Origin of the sequence: Nocardia jejuensis NBRC 103114 (genome assembly GCF_001613145.1) — a bacterium.
Taxonomy (GTDB): Bacteria; Actinomycetota; Actinomycetes; order Mycobacteriales; family Mycobacteriaceae; genus Nocardia; species Nocardia jejuensis.
In genome coordinates this window covers 50,595-65,452 of the sequence record NZ_BDBU01000008.1, presented here as the reverse complement: position 1 = coordinate 65,452, position 14,858 = coordinate 50,595, and the positions used below count along the sequence as shown (strand labels likewise).

At 64.2% G+C, this 14,858-nt stretch carries 15 protein-coding genes; 8 read left to right on the top strand and 7 right to left on the bottom strand.

Going from position 1 to position 14,858, the window contains the following annotated elements:
• Nucleotides 1-94: 94 nt before the first annotated feature.
• Together NJ1_RS06925 and NJ1_RS06920 are read left to right on the top strand one after the other, a co-directional pair.
• Nucleotides 95-976 carry a CE1 family esterase gene (locus NJ1_RS06925; protein WP_157573810.1) on the top strand — a complete coding sequence of 294 codons (882 nt, stop codon included), beginning with the start codon at nt 95-97 and terminating at the stop codon, nt 974-976.
• A gap of 197 nt (nt 977-1,173) precedes the next feature.
• Nucleotides 1,174-1,887, top strand: coding sequence for a sigma 54 modulation/S30EA ribosomal C-terminal domain-containing protein (locus tag NJ1_RS06920; RefSeq protein WP_067689037.1), 714 nt, complete (start codon nt 1,174-1,176; stop codon nt 1,885-1,887).
• On the opposite strand, the gene NJ1_RS06915 is transcribed toward NJ1_RS06920, so the two are convergent.
• Nucleotides 1,880-2,098 (bottom strand): DUF397 domain-containing protein, encoded by a 219-nt coding sequence (locus tag NJ1_RS06915; RefSeq protein ID WP_067689035.1) that lies wholly within the window; start codon nt 2,096-2,098, stop codon nt 1,880-1,882. The two genes, NJ1_RS06920 and NJ1_RS06915, sit on opposite strands and share 8 nt — an antisense overlap.
• A complete protein-coding gene (locus NJ1_RS06910) occupies nt 2,095-2,982 on the bottom strand; it encodes a helix-turn-helix domain-containing protein (protein ID WP_067689032.1) in 888 nt (295 codons plus the stop codon). The genes NJ1_RS06915 and NJ1_RS06910 overlap by 4 nt, the downstream gene beginning before the upstream one ends.
• A gap of 795 nt (nt 2,983-3,777) precedes the next feature.
• Here NJ1_RS06910 and NJ1_RS06905 point away from each other — a divergent pair.
• Nucleotides 3,778-5,409 carry a Na+/H+ antiporter gene (locus tag NJ1_RS06905; protein ID WP_218025140.1) on the top strand — a complete coding sequence of 544 codons (1,632 nt, stop codon included), beginning with the start codon at nt 3,778-3,780 and terminating at the stop codon, nt 5,407-5,409.
• Nucleotides 5,410-5,782: 373 nt separating this feature from the next.
• Here the strand turns inward: NJ1_RS06905 and NJ1_RS38815 are convergent, their stop codons facing one another.
• Entirely contained in the window at nt 5,783-6,097 is a 315-nt protein-coding gene (locus NJ1_RS38815) for a hypothetical protein (protein ID WP_157573809.1), read from the bottom strand.
• A gap of 499 nt (nt 6,098-6,596) precedes the next feature.
• Complete coding sequence (locus NJ1_RS06900) at nt 6,597-7,358, bottom strand: phosphotransferase (RefSeq protein WP_245717252.1); 762 nt, start codon at nt 7,356-7,358, stop codon at nt 6,597-6,599.
• 153 nt (nt 7,359-7,511) lie between these two features.
• Here NJ1_RS06900 and NJ1_RS06895 point away from each other — a divergent pair, with 153 nt between their 5' ends.
• Complete coding sequence (locus tag NJ1_RS06895) at nt 7,512-7,853, top strand: MazG nucleotide pyrophosphohydrolase domain-containing protein (RefSeq protein WP_067689030.1); 342 nt, start codon at nt 7,512-7,514, stop codon at nt 7,851-7,853.
• A gap of 244 nt (nt 7,854-8,097) precedes the next feature.
• Here the strand turns inward: NJ1_RS06895 and NJ1_RS06890 are convergent, their stop codons facing one another.
• The gene (locus tag NJ1_RS06890; RefSeq protein ID WP_067689028.1) at nt 8,098-8,637 is read right to left on the bottom strand and encodes a dihydrofolate reductase family protein; all 540 of its coding nucleotides are present in this window, start codon (nt 8,635-8,637) and stop codon (nt 8,098-8,100) included.
• Between the two features lie 294 nt (nt 8,638-8,931).
• Here NJ1_RS06890 and NJ1_RS06885 point away from each other — a divergent pair, with 294 nt between their 5' ends.
• Nucleotides 8,932-9,597, top strand: coding sequence for a TetR/AcrR family transcriptional regulator (locus NJ1_RS06885; protein WP_084477823.1), 666 nt, complete (start codon nt 8,932-8,934; stop codon nt 9,595-9,597).
• A 351-nt stretch (nt 9,598-9,948) separates the two neighbouring features.
• Entirely contained in the window at nt 9,949-11,160 is a 1,212-nt protein-coding gene (locus NJ1_RS06880; protein WP_067689026.1) for a hypothetical protein, read from the top strand.
• 1,030 nt (nt 11,161-12,190) lie between these two features.
• On the opposite strand, the gene NJ1_RS39685 is transcribed toward NJ1_RS06880, so the two are convergent.
• Together NJ1_RS39685 and NJ1_RS39680 are read right to left on the bottom strand one after the other, a co-directional pair.
• Nucleotides 12,191-12,400 carry an NUDIX hydrolase gene (locus tag NJ1_RS39685; RefSeq protein WP_169813100.1) on the bottom strand — a complete coding sequence of 70 codons (210 nt, stop codon included), beginning with the start codon at nt 12,398-12,400 and terminating at the stop codon, nt 12,191-12,193.
• Nucleotides 12,378-12,614, bottom strand: a complete 237-nt coding sequence (locus NJ1_RS39680) for an NUDIX domain-containing protein (protein WP_169813104.1) — start codon at nt 12,612-12,614, stop codon at nt 12,378-12,380. Before NJ1_RS39680 ends, NJ1_RS39685 begins: the two co-directional genes overlap by 23 nt.
• A gap of 359 nt (nt 12,615-12,973) precedes the next feature.
• Here NJ1_RS39680 and NJ1_RS06865 point away from each other — a divergent pair, with 359 nt between their 5' ends.
• Both NJ1_RS06865 and NJ1_RS06860 read left to right on the top strand, forming a co-directional pair.
• Nucleotides 12,974-14,239 (top strand): MFS transporter, encoded by a 1,266-nt coding sequence (locus NJ1_RS06865; RefSeq protein WP_067689022.1) that lies wholly within the window; start codon nt 12,974-12,976, stop codon nt 14,237-14,239.
• Nucleotides 14,240-14,416: 177 nt separating this feature from the next.
• Complete coding sequence (locus NJ1_RS06860) at nt 14,417-14,776, top strand: hypothetical protein (RefSeq protein WP_157573808.1); 360 nt, start codon at nt 14,417-14,419, stop codon at nt 14,774-14,776.
• Nucleotides 14,777-14,858: the final 82 nt, after the last annotated feature.

The window sequence follows — 14,858 nt, the reverse complement described above, 5'->3', positions numbered from 1 at the left end:
GGTTCGGGGGGTTGACTCACAGGAACCGACGTCGGAGGCCCACCGGGGCTCGTAGTGTGCGGCACGCAATCTTGTTCGTACGCAAGGAGTTTCCGTGGCATCCTTCCTAGTCAGACGCGTGTTCGTGATGTTCGCCGTGTTAGTCGCGGCTGTGTTGTCGATGGTGACCGCCGGTGGGCCGGCGATGGCCGATGAGGACTCGTTCGATCAGCCCGAGGGACTGGCGGCGGCGTGTTCCACGACCTCGACCGGCGGTACCACCAAGGTGAATTACGACGGCCGGTACTACCTGATTCGGGTTCCGGCCGGAATACCCTCCAGCGGAGCGCCTTTGGTGGTGGTCGTGCACGGCGGGTACGGCACGCCCGAAGGGGTCGAGGGCGATTCGGGATGGGACGCGCTCGGCGATCAGAACAAGGCGATCGTGGTGTACCCGCGCGGCAGCAAGTCCGAGGGCTCCGGGTGGGGCTGGAACGCCGATGCCGGGTCGGCCGACATCACCCATATCACCAAGGTGGTGGCGAACGTGCGCGCGAAATACTGCGTGGACGCCAAGCGGATTCACCTGTCGGGACATTCCAACGGCGGTCAGATGGCCTCGCGAGTGGCCTGCACCAACGCGGGGCTGTTCGCTTCGGGCGCGGTCTACGCACCGGCTCCGCCGCCCGTCGGCTGTGACCCGTCGCGCGCACTGTCGTGGGCGGTGTTCGCCTCCGCCGGCGACACGACGGTGATCGAGCCGGTGGCCTACAGCACCGTCACGTACTGGAGTTGGGAGAACCGGCCCTGCGGCAACGAGCAGTCCGATGGCGGCGCCAACGGCATCAAGGACTCCAAGCAGTGGACCTGTGACGCGGGCACGCATGTGCTGTGGCGGGTCTACAACAACGGCAGCCACGACTGGCCGACCGGCGCACGCCACACCGAGGTGCTGAACCGGATGTGGAAGTTCCTGAAGGACAACCCGCGCCCCTGACGACGACGCTCCCCGGGCGGTACCCGCCGCCCGCGGGAGCGCGCCCATCAGGCTCATCGTAGTTTCAAGGGACTTATTCCTCTTTTTTGCTCGAACATAGCCGTGATGTAGTGAATCGACGATGTGACCCGCTGATCTCGAGTTTGCGAGGTGTCCGATTGATAACTTACGCAGTACCGGCGACCCGGCGAGCGCCGATGATCCAACTCGCCACGCGCGGTGAGGTTCCCGACCTCGAGGCCGAGCGCGCCACCCGCGCGCTCGCCGCCGTACTCGACCGGCGGGGAATCGAGCAGGCGGCCACCGCCCGGCTGACCCGCGTGCGAGGCCCTGTGGGGCCCTTGGTGATCCAGGTCAATCTGCGGCTCGCCGACAGCGACGTGCGAATGCAGTGCGCCGGTCCCGCGAACTCGGTGGTGCCGCTCGCGGCCGGGCGGCTCGATCGCCAGGTCTACCGGATCGCGACCGGGGCGGGGCCGCGCTGGTGGTTCGAAGCCGGTCGCCCCGCGCTCGCCGGATCGAGCGAGACCGTGCCGATCACCCGGCGCAAGCAATGCCGCTGGCAGGTCTGCGATCCGAGATCAGCGGTGACGCTGATGGATCGAATGGATTACGACGCTTACGTGTTCACCGACTCGGGCTCCGGCGAGGACTCGATCGTCTACCGCGCCGGACTCGCCGGGGTGCGACTGGCACGACAGTACGGCACCTACGCGCCACCGGTCTCCGACGGCCCGCCGTTGACGATCGACCCGCGCCGCACCCGCACCCTCGCCGAGGCCGACGCCACGGCACTGCTGTGCGAACGCGGGCTCCCGTTCCTGTTCTACACCGATCCCGCCGACGGTCGCGGCCGACTGCTCTACCGACGCTACGACAGCCGGTTGACGCTGATCGTCGCCACTACCTGAGCGGCCGATCGAACGTGCCCGCCTTCAGCGCGTCGGTGAACAGGTCCCACGCGGCGGGCGCGAAGACCAGCACCGGACCGGTGGATCCCTGCGTCGAATCTCGTACGCCGACAGCGCCTTCGGCGAGGTGGGCGGCCTCGACGCATTCCCCGCCGGAACTCGCGCTTCGGCTCGACTTGAACCACTCGGCTTCCGACACGCTGGGTTTCACTGGCCGTACTCCTTGGCTATCGACAGCATCAGCTGCCTGGTCGCGTCCTGGTCCAACGCTACTCGGCCTATCTCGGCGAAAGCATCACGATAGCGCCTGACCTCGAGCTCTCGCTCCAAGTAGAGATCACCGGCATATCCCTCCACGTAGATCACCGGCGGCTCGATCAACCCGGTCGCCGACATCTTCGGAAACTCCAGCAGGACAAACGAACCCAGTAGCGAACCGAGACTTCCGGATACGTCGAACGGGACCACGCGGATCGACACGTTGGGCAGCTCGGCCGCGTCGATCAGCCGCAGGAGTTGACCGGCCATGACCCCGCGCCCGCCGACCTGATCGCGCAGCGCGCACTCGGACATCAGGACATCGACCTGAAACTCTGGTTCCTGCAACCGTATTTGACGGCGCATTGCCATCTCCACACGCTTGTTAACCTGCTCGGGCGGCATCGCGGGGGCTTCCGTCCATGCGATGGCACGACGGTATTCGGCGGTCTGGAGTATTCCGGGCACAAGATTGCTGCGCCAGAATGCCAACCTTCGCGCGGATTCCTCCAGGCCCATGTAGTGATCGAAACCAGCGTTCAACTCATCCGCGTACGCACGCCACCATCCCCCACCGGACTTGCGTGTCGCCCGAACCTCCAGCGCCAGTTCGAGAATCGCCCTCCTACGCTCCTGCGTCGCCGCGTAGGCATCGCACAGGGCATTCATGTACAAGTCCGACACCTTCGTGGGTAGCCCGTCCTCCAGGCGGCCGATGGTCTGCGGGGAGACGCCGATGACGCGCCCACCCTGAGTCTGGTTCATGTCTCGGGCTTCTCGCAGCTTCTTCAACTCCCGGCCCAGGGCCCGTCGCGCGAGAGTGGATCCGGTCAACATCTCGTTAGCCTCACTATCGGATGCATCGAAATATGGAATGCCTCGCCGTGGGGACATCTCCGGCGAAGGTCGCCACGCGGGAATCGGCGCAATTCTGGAGCACGAAAAGACCTTTGAAGAATTCGAATCGACTGCGAAAGAGTCTACTTGTGATTACCACTCGTGGCCCGCTCTTTCCGGCAACCGGAGCACGCACTCTGCTCCGGACACCAACGGCCACTGGAGGTTTCGACTCATGCCGACCATCCTGAAAGGAAGGTGACCGCACAATGTTCGCCTCTCCCCCGACGACGTGTCTCCTCGCACCCGCCTCGTATCGGACATCCGCGCTCGAAAGCGGGTGCACACGATGAAGCATGAACCCGGAGAGCATCCGATGCCGAGCGAACCGGTCCTGCGACTCGATGTCGCGGAAGAACTCATGCGAGCCCACGAGCACTGTCCGGTCCGCTGCGAAGCGAAACACTATCTGACGGCAATCCTGTACTGGCTCCGAGCAAAATCCGATTCCGGCCTGAACCGGTGACCCGCGGCATCGAATACTTTCGCCTCGCCAGATTTCCACCGATCGGCGGATGCCGCGCCTACCCGACTATCAGCGACCTACTCGATTATCGGCGCCGTTACGAACAACCGACAGAAAGGTGTTTACGCTGTTCGGACGGCGATTCACGCGCAACTGGCGGTCATGGACTCGCGAACTCGTACGCGGGATCGTCGATATCTTCAGGGTGAATGCGTCGAGACGGTAAAAGGGGGTAGTGCCATCAACCGAACGGGCAGCCGCATTTTTCGATGACCGCACCGGCACACCATCGCTCCACCTCGAATCAGGAGGTATCGGCCGTGCTCGCGCTGGAACTGGTTGTGCTGCTGGGAATCGCGATACTGGTGTGCTCCCGGCTCGGCGCCCGGACGGGGATCGCGCCGCCTATTCTGCTGCTCGCGGCCGGCGCGCTGCTGTGGTTCATACCGTCGATGCGAGCGGTGCATCTGCCGCCGGAGACGATGCTGCTGTTGTTCCTTCCCGCGCTGTTGTACTGGGAGGCGATCACGACCTCCCTGCGCGGGATACGCCGCGACCTGCGCGGCATCATCCTGTCCAGCACGGTGCTGGTGATCGCCAGCGCCGGGGCGGTGGCCGCGGTGGCCCACGCGTTCGGGCTGCCGTGGGGTCCGGCATGGGTGCTCGGGGCCGCGCTCGCGCCCACCGACGCGACCGCCGTCAGCGTGATGGGACGGGTGCTGCCGCGGCGAAACATCACCGTGCTGCGCGCGGAAAGTCTCATCAACGACGGCACCGCCCTGGTCGTGTACGGCGTCGCGGTATCGATCACCCTCGGCGAGGAGAGTTTCAGCGTCCCGCGTATCGGGTGGTCGTTCCTGCTCGCCTACGCCGGGGGCGCGGTGGCGGGAGCGGTGATCGCGTGGCTCGCGGTCCTGGTTCGCCGCCGCCTGCACGATCCGGTGCTGATCAACGTGGCCATCATCGTGACGCCGTTCGCCGCGTTCTGGCTCGCCGAGGAGATCGGCGCCTCGGGGGTGCTGGCGGTCGTGGTGGCGGGATTGATCATCAGCCAGATCGCCCCTCGAATCGGGCGCGCCGATGCGCGCCGCATGACCGAAACCTCGTGGACGCTGGCCACATTCGTCCTCAACGGCAGCTTGTTCGTCCTCATCGGGCTGGAGGCGCAGTCCGCCGTGCGCAATCTGACCAGCGTGCGGGTGGTGACCGCCGTCGCTCTCGTTCTCGTGGTGGCGATCGTCCTGATCGTGGTGCGAGCGGGGTTCCTTTTCGCCTCCGCGTACACGATCCGGCTCCTGGACCGCCGCCCCGAACAACGCCTGCGACGAGTCCCGAATCGCTCCCGTGTGGTCAGCGGCATCGCGGGGTTCCGGGGAGCGGTCTCCCTCGCCGCGGCGCTCGCGATTCCCGAATCACTCACCTCGGGTCAGCCCTTCCCCGACCGCGACGCCATCATCCTCGTCGCAGCCGGAGTCATCGCGTTCACCCTCGTCGTGCAGGGAGCACTGCTGCCGGTCGTCGTGCGCTGGGCCAGCCTCCCGGCCGACACCCTCCCCGAACAGGAACGCCGTTTCGCCGAAACCCGCGCCACCGAACTCGCGCTCGCCGAACTCCCGGCCATCGCCGACGAACTCGGCACCGACCCCGACGTCGCCGAACGACTGCGCAACGACTACGAGGAACACCTGCGGGCACTGGCCGCGGAGTGCGACGAAGCGAACGAGCCCGCCGCACAACACGAACAGCAGTACAGCGCACTACGTTTGGCACTCCTGGCCCGCAAGCGAGCCGTCGTGGTGAGTCTGCGCGACGAGCACCGCATCGACGACGCCGTCCTACTGCAACTGCAAACCGCCTTCGACACCGAGGAAGTCCGCCTCAGCCGCAACGCCGCCGACTGAAGGAACCATCCTCGCCGAACCCTTCCAACCAGTCGCTCACCACGGCACCAGCAGCGATCTCCCACAAAGTCACAGGCAGGCATGAAGCGCCGACATCGTCGCGGCCCCAGCCGGATCGAGCAGAGTTCGGGGTTCGCCGCCAGCGGGAAAACCGCGAAGCGCCGCCCAGCCGGATAGATCGCCGACTGCATGCTCGAGCGGGGAAAGCGATCAGCGGCAACGTCGGATATTCGCGCGGGGTGCGTCGCGGGCAGATCATCGGATATCAACAGCCCGTTGATGTTCCAGAAATCACTGTGGCCGGAGCGGTCAGCGCGATCAGCGGCATCACGGTGCGTTGTCGGAGCATCATCCAGCATCGCGGAGTGCACTCTCATCCTTCGCAGAACGAGCACACGCAACGTGGTCCTCCTGAACAGGACGAGCAAAATATGCCTTCAGGATCGCTGTATGCCTCGACTGCTGCGGCAGCATGTTCGAGCAGGCAGGAATCACACCAGATAGAGATATCTATGGCGTCGGCGGTGACTTCGAGCAGTCGCGCCACATCCACTCGGGCCACCGCTCGCGCCTCCAGAACAGTGCGGCCCCGAGTCACGCTCCGCACCCCCTCGGGCAGCCCGTACACCTCTAGAACCCACATGCTCTCGGACAGTGCGGCGGTCGCAGGGTAGGTATTGACGCTCATGCCGGCGTTCCTCCCCGTGCGTTCCCCCAAGCCGAACTCCGAGAACAGACTACCGGCGGATAGCCGTGACACAGTGCGCCCACATCGAAAGTTCAGTGCGCTTGGCCCGGCCGAGATCGCCTCGACGCGTTGACCTTCGGTCCAGCCGTGTGGTCGTTTCGAACCGCGCATCACGCGGCATTTCAGTGCCCTGCGAGATCCGTTGCACCGGGAACGGCTCGAGGGGTCCGCATGAAGTCGCGGACCCCTCCGGACCTCGGCCCGACTCGAACGGGCAGCCACCCTCTCCGAACTGCGGACGCGCTCATCCGGTAGCCAGCGCGCCTTAGGCGTGGTCAACGCGGATGCTAGCTGCCGAATCATCTGGCGAGCAACGCCTTTCCTGGACCGGTCGACCGCTCCACCCGATCGAGCCGACACAGACCGGCAGTTACACGCGTCTACCGTGCCCCGCAGCCTGCGTGGTCGCGCGGGTAGCGGCAGTAGTGGATGCGGCCCTTCACGGCTGATCCCGGCTCGCTCGAGCTCGGAGTACGTCGACTTCACGCCCCGGCGCGGTGGGGTCGAAGCCATGATCGATCAGCCAGCGCACGCCGCGCAGACTTCGTACCGACCACCACGCCCGGATCACGTCGAGATCCACGCGGACGCCGTAGCCCGACACCACATCCCCGAGGCGCTCGGGGTGACCGAGTGTCAAGGTGGCGAGGTCGTACATGGGGTCCCCCTGTGCCGCCTCGGACCAATCGATCACGCCGACGATGGTGTCTCCGTTAACGAATACATGCTCTACCTGCAGGTCACCATGGGTGAATGCCGGTGTCCACGGCCGGAGCGCGACCTCGGCGATCCGGCGGTTACAAGCGATGATCCCCGCGGGCAGGACGCCGTTCTCGATCAGCCACGCACATTCGGCATCGAGTTCGGTTGCGAGCTGTTCTGGAGTGCGACCGAGCCGCGGTGGCAGCGGTGCGTCGTGCAGTGTTCGAAGTGCCGACCCGGCCGCGGCCCACACCGCCGGTGATGCGGACGACGGTTCGCCGAGCCGGCCGAGCGCGGTTCCGGGTAGGCCCGCCAGGGCAAGCACGGAAGGTTTGCGCCACATGATCTCTGGTGTCGGTATCGGTGCGGCCAGCATCGCCGCACACTCGGCGTCGATGCGCGCCTGGTCACTGTCGATCTTCAGAAATGTGTCACCAACCCGTACGGTCGCACGTTGGTGATGGGCAACGACGATCTCCACAGCCTCCATGCCGGTCATTTTTCCTGGGAATGTTCGCAGCCCGCGCACGAGCGGTCCTCAGCCCGTTGGTCTTTGAGAGTGCCGCCCTCAGCCGATGAGGGAAACTCGACCAGCGGCGTGAGCGGATCGACAAATCCGCTGCCACACAAGAGATCTTGGTAGACCTGACGCATGGACATTCACGATCTTCAGGCACGAGCCATAGAGGTGCACGATCTCTATGACGACCTGAACCTCGTCGAGCGGGGTCGCACATGGACTCGGCAAGACTTCATGCTCGGTTTCGTAGGGGACGTAGGTGACCTTGCGAAGCTGGTGATGGCCGCGAAGGGCACCCGGTCCATGCCCGGCGGCCGTGAAGCACTAGAGCATGAACTCGCCGACTGTCTCTGGTCGGTTTTGATCTTGGCCCATCGATATGAGGTGGACCTCGAAGCCACCTTCTCGAAAACGATGCGCGAGCTGAAGGAGATCATCTCCGCACGACTGGACGAGCACCGCACACAGCAGTAACCCCGCTTCCTCCGGGTACGGAGTTGTAGGCCGTCGGTGAGGCTGCCCGCCCAAGCGGCCGCACTCGGCAACTCGATCCCGGATACGGTCTTCGCTCGGATATGGCGGTCCAGGACATCCGCGAGAAAAGTCACGCTAAAGCGCCGGATTTCTCGCCGATGATGCTCGACCCCGGGGTGGTGGAAGGCTCTGCCTCGTTACCACCCCTCTCGACGACCTGAGCGGGTTCGGTCGAGCTGAGTCGCTATTTCGCCAGTGTGTAGATCTGGTTGATCACTCCGGTGCCGAACGCCTCGGCAGAGGCCAGCTTCAGCTCGATCTGGTCGTCGAGCTTGTCGAACCAGCGAGCACCCTTGCCCAGCACAACCGGGTGGACGAACAACTGCAACTGATCGAGCAGGCCCGAGCGCAGCAGGGACTGGACCAGGGTGAGGCTGCCGGTGATGGCGATGTCACCGCCCTCGGAGGACTTCAACGCCCTCAGCTCGGCGTCGATGTCGCCGGTGACGATCTCGGTGTTGTTCCAGGTCGCTTCGGTCAGTGTCGTGGTGACGACGTACTTCTTCTGGTTGTTCATGAAACCGGCGAACTCGTCGTCGCTGGTGGGCCAGTGCGCGGCGAACTCCTCGTATTGGACGCGGCCCAGCAGCATGGCATCCGAGGTGGCCATTCCGGCACCGATCGCGGCGCCCATCTCGTCGTCGAAGTAGGGGAAGTGCCAGGTGGCGGGTGCTTCGGCGACGCCGTCGGCGGAGACGAACAGGCTGGAAATGATCTTGCGCATCGAATTTCTCCATCTAGAGGTGGTGAAGGGTGTTCCCGGCCGAGTCGGACGGGAATTACGAGATAGGACAGAACAGGTTGGCGCCGAGGGTGGCGGCGATGATCAGTACGGGGTGACGGCGGGTGTGTCGCCCGGCAGCGGCGCGGTTCGGAGACGGGGCGGTGATAGTCACCTTTCCGTCTTTCGAGGTAGGAGATGATGTGTACTGTACCGTACAGTTTTGCGTGAACTGAACGGTACGGTACACTCGATAAGGTGTCAACCGATCCACGAATTCGACATCCAGGAGGCCTGATGCCCCAGACCGAGACGACACCGGAACGGGTGGAGAACAGCGCCGCAGAGCAAGCGCGTCAGCGGATCATGGAAGCTGCGATGGAGGTGTTCCTGCGCGCGGGCTACCTGGGTGCCAAGGTCGACGAGATCGCCGCGGTCGCCGGATCGTCGAAACAGACGATCTACAAACGCTTCGGCAGCAAGGACAAGCTTTTCGAACACATCGTCATGGACCGCCTCGAAGGTATCGACAAGATCTTCCGCGAAGCCATCGGCGAACTGGCTTCGACCGACGAGGTGGAGAACACCCTGCGCATGGTCGCCCACCGGTTCGTGCACTTGCTGACCCGGCCCGCGCAGCTACGGATCCGGCGCCTGGTCATCGCCGAGGCCGGACGCTTCCCCCAGCTGGGCCGCGCCTACTTCGAAGCGGGACCCGAGCGCGTCCACGCCATGCTGGCCTCCTGCTTCGCCCAACTGACCGAACGGGGCCTGCTGCGAGTCACCGAGCCCGAGCTGGCCGCTAACCACTTCACCTGGCTGGTCGTGTCGGTGCCGGTCAACAAGGTCATGTTCTGTGGCGACGACACCCGGTTCAGCGACGCCGAACTCGACCACTACGCCGAGGCTGGGATCGACGTCTTCCTTTCCGCCTACCGACTCCCGGCATCGACGAGCGCATGAGCATCAGGGCTCGAGCACGTAGCGACCACGCGACCAACCCTGGGCAAATCCGACCGGCCTAGACCTCCATTCTGGCCCCCCGACGGTGTGAAAGCTGACTGCCGGGGGCAGTTGAGGGAGGTTCAGGCCGGTTGCCCTCCGATCTGCGAGCACGCACATCGGCATGATGGTGCGTTCAGCCGACCAGAGTCGGCACGACGTGGCGACCCTCCGGTCGCACTGCGGTGTCTTGGTGGCCAACGATTTCCGAGAGTGCGGCGGGGGGGCTAACAAGCGCTGTTGCTGTGGCGCCTGGGGCACCACAAGGCGTCGAATAGGGTGGGCGGGGAGAGTTTTCAGGATCGCAGGGGGATGTACGTGAATCAATCGAGTCAGTGGGTGCCGCAGCAGGGCGATCTACCGGGGTCGGTCGTGTTCCCCGTCGATGTCGGCGTCACCGCTGGGCCCGATACCGCGCTGCGGTTGAGCCGGGCGTTGGCGTTGGCGCGCTGGCGGTCGCCGGCTGGGTTGGGGTTTATCGCGACGGTGCCGCTCATTCTCATGGCCCGCAATATCTGGAATCTGATCACTGGCACTGCACCATCGAACAATCCGGTTTTCGACCTGGTCAAGGTCTATGTGGGTCTCTTGGTTGTGTCTGTGGTGATCGGCCTGCTCGTCACCGGCGTGCAGTTGCTTCGACGAAATCCGTACATCACAACCTATGCCTATCCAGGCGCCCAGATGTCCGCCCGTTTGTGGCCGGACGCACTCGAGCTGTCGCTGGCGAGTGGCACGAGAAGGATTGCGTTCCACGAGATCCGCGAGGTGCGCCCGTTGGCGGGCGCGATCTTCCTGCGTAGCAACGGCGCACCCGTACTCGTGCTGCCGCACGAGCTGATTCCGCCGGCGGCACTGGAACTGATGGGTCGATCGCCGGATTCCTCGGCCGGATCGAAGAGTTCCTTCACGTTCGCGGGTCGGCCGCTGCCGCTCGCCGGTCTCGCCGTGGTGGTGTCGTTGGCTATCGTCGTCGCGCTCGCGCTGATCTTCCGACCGCACCGGTCAACCAGCCCCGCCACCACACAGGCTACGACGACCCAGGAATCGGCCGGCCGATCCACCACAGCCGCGCCTGCGGTGGCATTACCGGATCCGTGCGCACTGACCGTGGAGCAGCAACAGGGGTTCGGCTTCATCGAGGACTGGAAGAGCACGGACTGGCCGAACCACCATGCCTGCCAATGGAAAATGCAGGACGGCGGGCAGCAGCGGCCCTACACCTGGGCTCGCGTGACGGTATCGGTCAGCCCGTTTACCAAGGACGACCAGACCAAGTACGAGACGACGCCGTACGCGGTCAAGCCCGCCGGGAATATCGTTCCCGCGGAAGGATATTTTCAGCGTCCCAAGGGAAGCGGCTACGACTACATCGGTACGTGCATCATTGTCTGGCCGACGTCCTACGGAACCGCCCATCTCGTTCTCGGGATTCAGGACATCACTCGCACCGCGGATGTCGATGCACTGAAGCGAGCAACCGAACAGTTCACTGATGCCGTATTCGCGACGCTGCCACGTTGAGCGCGCGTTCGTCGTCGGCCAAGCGGGCGAACTCGGGCGGCGTGCTGGCCGGTTTCAGCGCTGAGTCCGGTGACGTAAAAGGCGCAAAGCAGTGGTGTCGCTCGATCTACCAACCGCCGGTACGCTGACAAGTCTTCGGCCGGTGATCAGCCGTATCAGGCTGACATCGCACTGAATTCGGCAGTAGCGTGCGTTCCACGGCCTCGAATCGCAACGGCCAGTTGATTTTCCGATGGCCCGCGCTGGCAGGGTTCCGTCAGCGCGGAACGCGGCATGACAGGACATCTGGTTCACGATCGTGACCGTAGGTCCAGGGGTGTTTGTTCAGTTGTACGAGTAGGCGTCTATTGGAAAGGCGTTTGTTCGCGGTGGGCGCTGCGCGTCGGGGTGGGGCGCAGCAGCGCTGCTTCGCCGTGTTGGTTGAAGTAGTAGCTGCGGGAGTTTGCGCGAGATGGATGCTGCTCGGTCGAGATCTTTTGAAGTACTGAATGATCGGTGAATGGAGTTCCAGCTAGTAGTGGCGGCCTCGCCCGACAGTCACCGATTCGCGATCGTGGTAGAGCCTGAAGCGAGACAGTACGACTTTCCCGACCGGGGCAGAGTCGTTCTGACTTTCCGCGGACCCGATGCGATGTTGGCCGAACTCTCTCACTATTACGACGCAGTGGTCATCTGGCGGCCGGCGGATACCGAGGTCTGGGCGACGACATCCGATGGACTCTGCGAATTGATCGCAGGCGCGAGCGACAATCCGGCTCCCGGCCTCGATACTGCGGGGAGGCCGCTGGATCTGCGCGCGAGGCAGGCACTCGACGTGAGTGTTTACAACCACGGCGGTCCGGCCGAGCCCTCTTCTGGGCTAGATCGATCCCACGATGGCACCGAGCGGTCCCCCTTACGCTCCCGAGACTGAAATGGGTTCGGACCGATGATCTTCCAGCGTCCCCTGAGCAGACACGTGACGCTCAGCAGGACAGACGCTGAATCACTCGGACTTGTACTGCGTTCGGCGACTGGTCCGCGTACTGCCTCATGCCACTGCGAGCCCGTCCTCCAAATAGACAGTCCTGCCTGCGATGCGTGCCCGCACCGCTGCGGCCACTCGTCGAGCCATCACATCCGGCAGCCGCTGGGCAGCCCCGGTCTCATCGCACCACGCCCAACTCCGAAGCTCTTCGGCCTGAAGGACGATCGCCGACGTCTGGACGCGATCCAGTTCACCACCGTCGAAGACCAGCATCAGGATAGAGACCCGGCGGGACCCAATCGACCACCAACAGCTGCCCGAGAGGCACGTCGAGACCCAGCTCCTCCCGGACCTCCCTGACAGCGGCGGCGCCAGGCGACTCGCCACCCTCCACGACACCACCCGGCAATTCCCAATGGTCTTTGTACGTCGGTTCGACCAGCAACACACGGCCCAGCTCGTCGACGAACAACAGCCCGGCCCCCATCCGTTAACGAGGCAGCGTGGCGACGTAGTCAGAACTCTCGGACTTCATGGGACACAACACTATCCACCTGCGCACGATTCAGCGGGCTCGTGCTGGCCGCCTCGGTCAGCACCGTATGCGACGTAGTGCGTAACCGTCGAGAAAACAAAAACATGTCACACCACGAACAGCTGTGAAGCCGATGAAAATGCCCGGGCGTGCCGCGAACTGTCGTAGGTATTCACGCTTGGCAATGACGTTCGGATCTATCGACCTCAACTCGATCTCGCGTACTCGCCGGACGAGCCAGAGGGTTTCTCACTGTTCAGTTCTCGATGGTTCGCGGTAAGTCTGGCTGTACATACAGGACCGACGATGACATGACCTACCGTGGCCCAGTGCCCGCCGCTACGAACCGCACGGCCTCAGAGCGTTCGATACAGCTCTCACCGGACTTCTACCGTCTTTGGCGCGCAATAGCTGTCAGTCAACTCGGCAGCGCTGTTGGGGCCGGGGCATTGCCGTTGATCGCGATTCTGCTCGTGCACGCCTCGGCGCTGCAGGTCACGATGATGGCAGCGATCTCGGGTGTCGTGGCCGCGGTCCTGGCGTTGCCGTTGGGGCCGTGGGTGGAGTTCCGGCGTAAACGCCCGGTCATGATCGCAGCCAATCTGGCGTCCTTCACCGCCCTTGTTTCGGTCCCGGCCGTAGCCTGGATGGGGACGTTGACCTATCCGCAGCTGTGCGTGGTGGCCACGCTGAGCGCGGTGAGCGCGATCGTATTCAACGCCGCCAACGGGGCCTATGTGAAATCCCTTGTACCCGAACCGATCCGCGTGCGCGCGAACAGCCGACTGGAAACCTTGTTTTGGACGGTGTCCACGATCGGCGCACCGTTGGGCGGTGCGCTCATCTCTCTGAGCGGTGCAACGATCACCGTGCTCATCGACGCCCTCAGCTATTTGGCTGCCGCACTAGGTCTACGGCGGATCACCACGTTCGAACCTGAACCCGAACACCATCGGCGAGAACATGAATGGATATCGGAGGTTCGCGGTGGCTGGTCCTGTCTCTTGGCTGACCGCGTACTGAGGCGGCTGTTCTGCAACGCCATGGTCTTCGGTGGCGCACTGACCGCCGCCGGGCCGCTGATGGCGCTGCTCATGCTGCGGGACCTGCAGTTCACAGCATGGCAGTATGGGCTGGCCCTGGGGCTGCCTACTCTCGGCGGACTGTTCGGCTCTGTCTGCGCGCCGCGGTTGGTGACTCACATCGGGCCTCGCGCAGTCCTGCTCGGCGCCGGCACCGCGCGCACTTTCTGGCTGGCCCTGATGCTGTTCGCGCAGCCCGGCACCGCAGGGCTGATCGTCATCGTCACCGCTGACACCGCGCTGTTGTTCTGCGCAGGAATGTTCAACCCGGTGTTCACCACCTACCGAATGAACGCCACCACCGACCGCTCCATGGCCCGTGTCGGCACAGCGTGGTCGATCAGCGCGAGAACCTTCCAACCCGCTTTCATCGCGGCCGGAGGTTTCCTGGCCGCCATGACCAGCACCCGCACCGCCATCGCCGCTGCCGCGATCATCCTGCTCGCGAGCTCACTACTGCTCCCGTGGAAGCGAATACGCACACCGCACGCGTGACAGTTGCGCGACGCGACACGTCGCCTGACCCAGACCGACACCGCCACTTGTTCTTCCGCGCCCGGCGCTGGCCGGTTCGGTCAGCGCGATCAGCGGCCGTAGCGGATGTCCATCGGACACAGAATCTCCCCAAGACCACCGCAGAGCCCCCACGATCGGTGACTACAGTCCGAGACCGTGATCAAAAAGTGGTCTGTGCCATCCGCAATGATCTATATCGTTGGCTCGATCGTGATCGGACCGGCAATCGCGGTAGGCGGATACATGATCACCCAGGCCAACGGCGACTTCTGCGACCTGGGCCCGCATGGCAGCTCTGGACAGCGTGACCGCGATTACGCTCTCGTCGAGGGCATTCAGACCGTGGGTTCGATAGTCATGCTCGCGGTCGGCTTGTTCCTGCTGATCGCCCTGTGGGCGAACTATTCGAGCACGCGCAGATCCACATTGGGGCTGACCACCATCGGAATTCTGTTCATGATGGCCGGGTATCTCCTCGTTCTCATCATAGGAACGGCGGCAGACCAAAGCTGCTGACGCCGGACACCAACGCCAAGTGGTTGACCGACAGGATCATCCGGGCTTCGCTCATCGGAATGTCAGTGCGTTGGGAAACTGC

Coding starts and splice junctions, on each gene's coding strand:
- NJ1_RS06885 (WP_084477823.1), top strand. CDS start 8,932: ATGCCCCAGACCGAGACGACACCGGAACGGGTGGAGAACAGCGCCGCA.
- NJ1_RS39685 (WP_169813100.1), bottom strand. CDS start 12,400: ATGCTGGTCTTCGACGGTGGTGAACTGGATCGCGTCCAGACGTCGGCG.
- NJ1_RS38815 (WP_157573809.1), bottom strand. CDS start 6,097: ATGAGCGTCAATACCTACCCTGCGACCGCCGCACTGTCCGAGAGCATG.
- NJ1_RS06880 (WP_067689026.1), top strand. CDS start 9,949: ATGTACGTGAATCAATCGAGTCAGTGGGTGCCGCAGCAGGGCGATCTA.
- NJ1_RS39680 (WP_169813104.1), bottom strand. CDS start 12,614: ATGGGGGCCGGGCTGTTGTTCGTCGACGAGCTGGGCCGTGTGTTGCTG.
- NJ1_RS06890 (WP_067689028.1), bottom strand. CDS start 8,637: ATGCGCAAGATCATTTCCAGCCTGTTCGTCTCCGCCGACGGCGTCGCC.
- NJ1_RS06920 (WP_067689037.1), top strand. CDS start 1,174: ATGATCCAACTCGCCACGCGCGGTGAGGTTCCCGACCTCGAGGCCGAG.
- NJ1_RS06895 (WP_067689030.1), top strand. CDS start 7,512: ATGGACATTCACGATCTTCAGGCACGAGCCATAGAGGTGCACGATCTC.
- NJ1_RS06865 (WP_067689022.1), top strand. CDS start 12,974: ATGACCTACCGTGGCCCAGTGCCCGCCGCTACGAACCGCACGGCCTCA.
- NJ1_RS06910 (WP_067689032.1), bottom strand. CDS start 2,982: ATGTTGACCGGATCCACTCTCGCGCGACGGGCCCTGGGCCGGGAGTTG.
- NJ1_RS06900 (WP_245717252.1), bottom strand. CDS start 7,358: ATGACCGGCATGGAGGCTGTGGAGATCGTCGTTGCCCATCACCAACGT.
- NJ1_RS06905 (WP_218025140.1), top strand. CDS start 3,778: ATGACCGCACCGGCACACCATCGCTCCACCTCGAATCAGGAGGTATCG.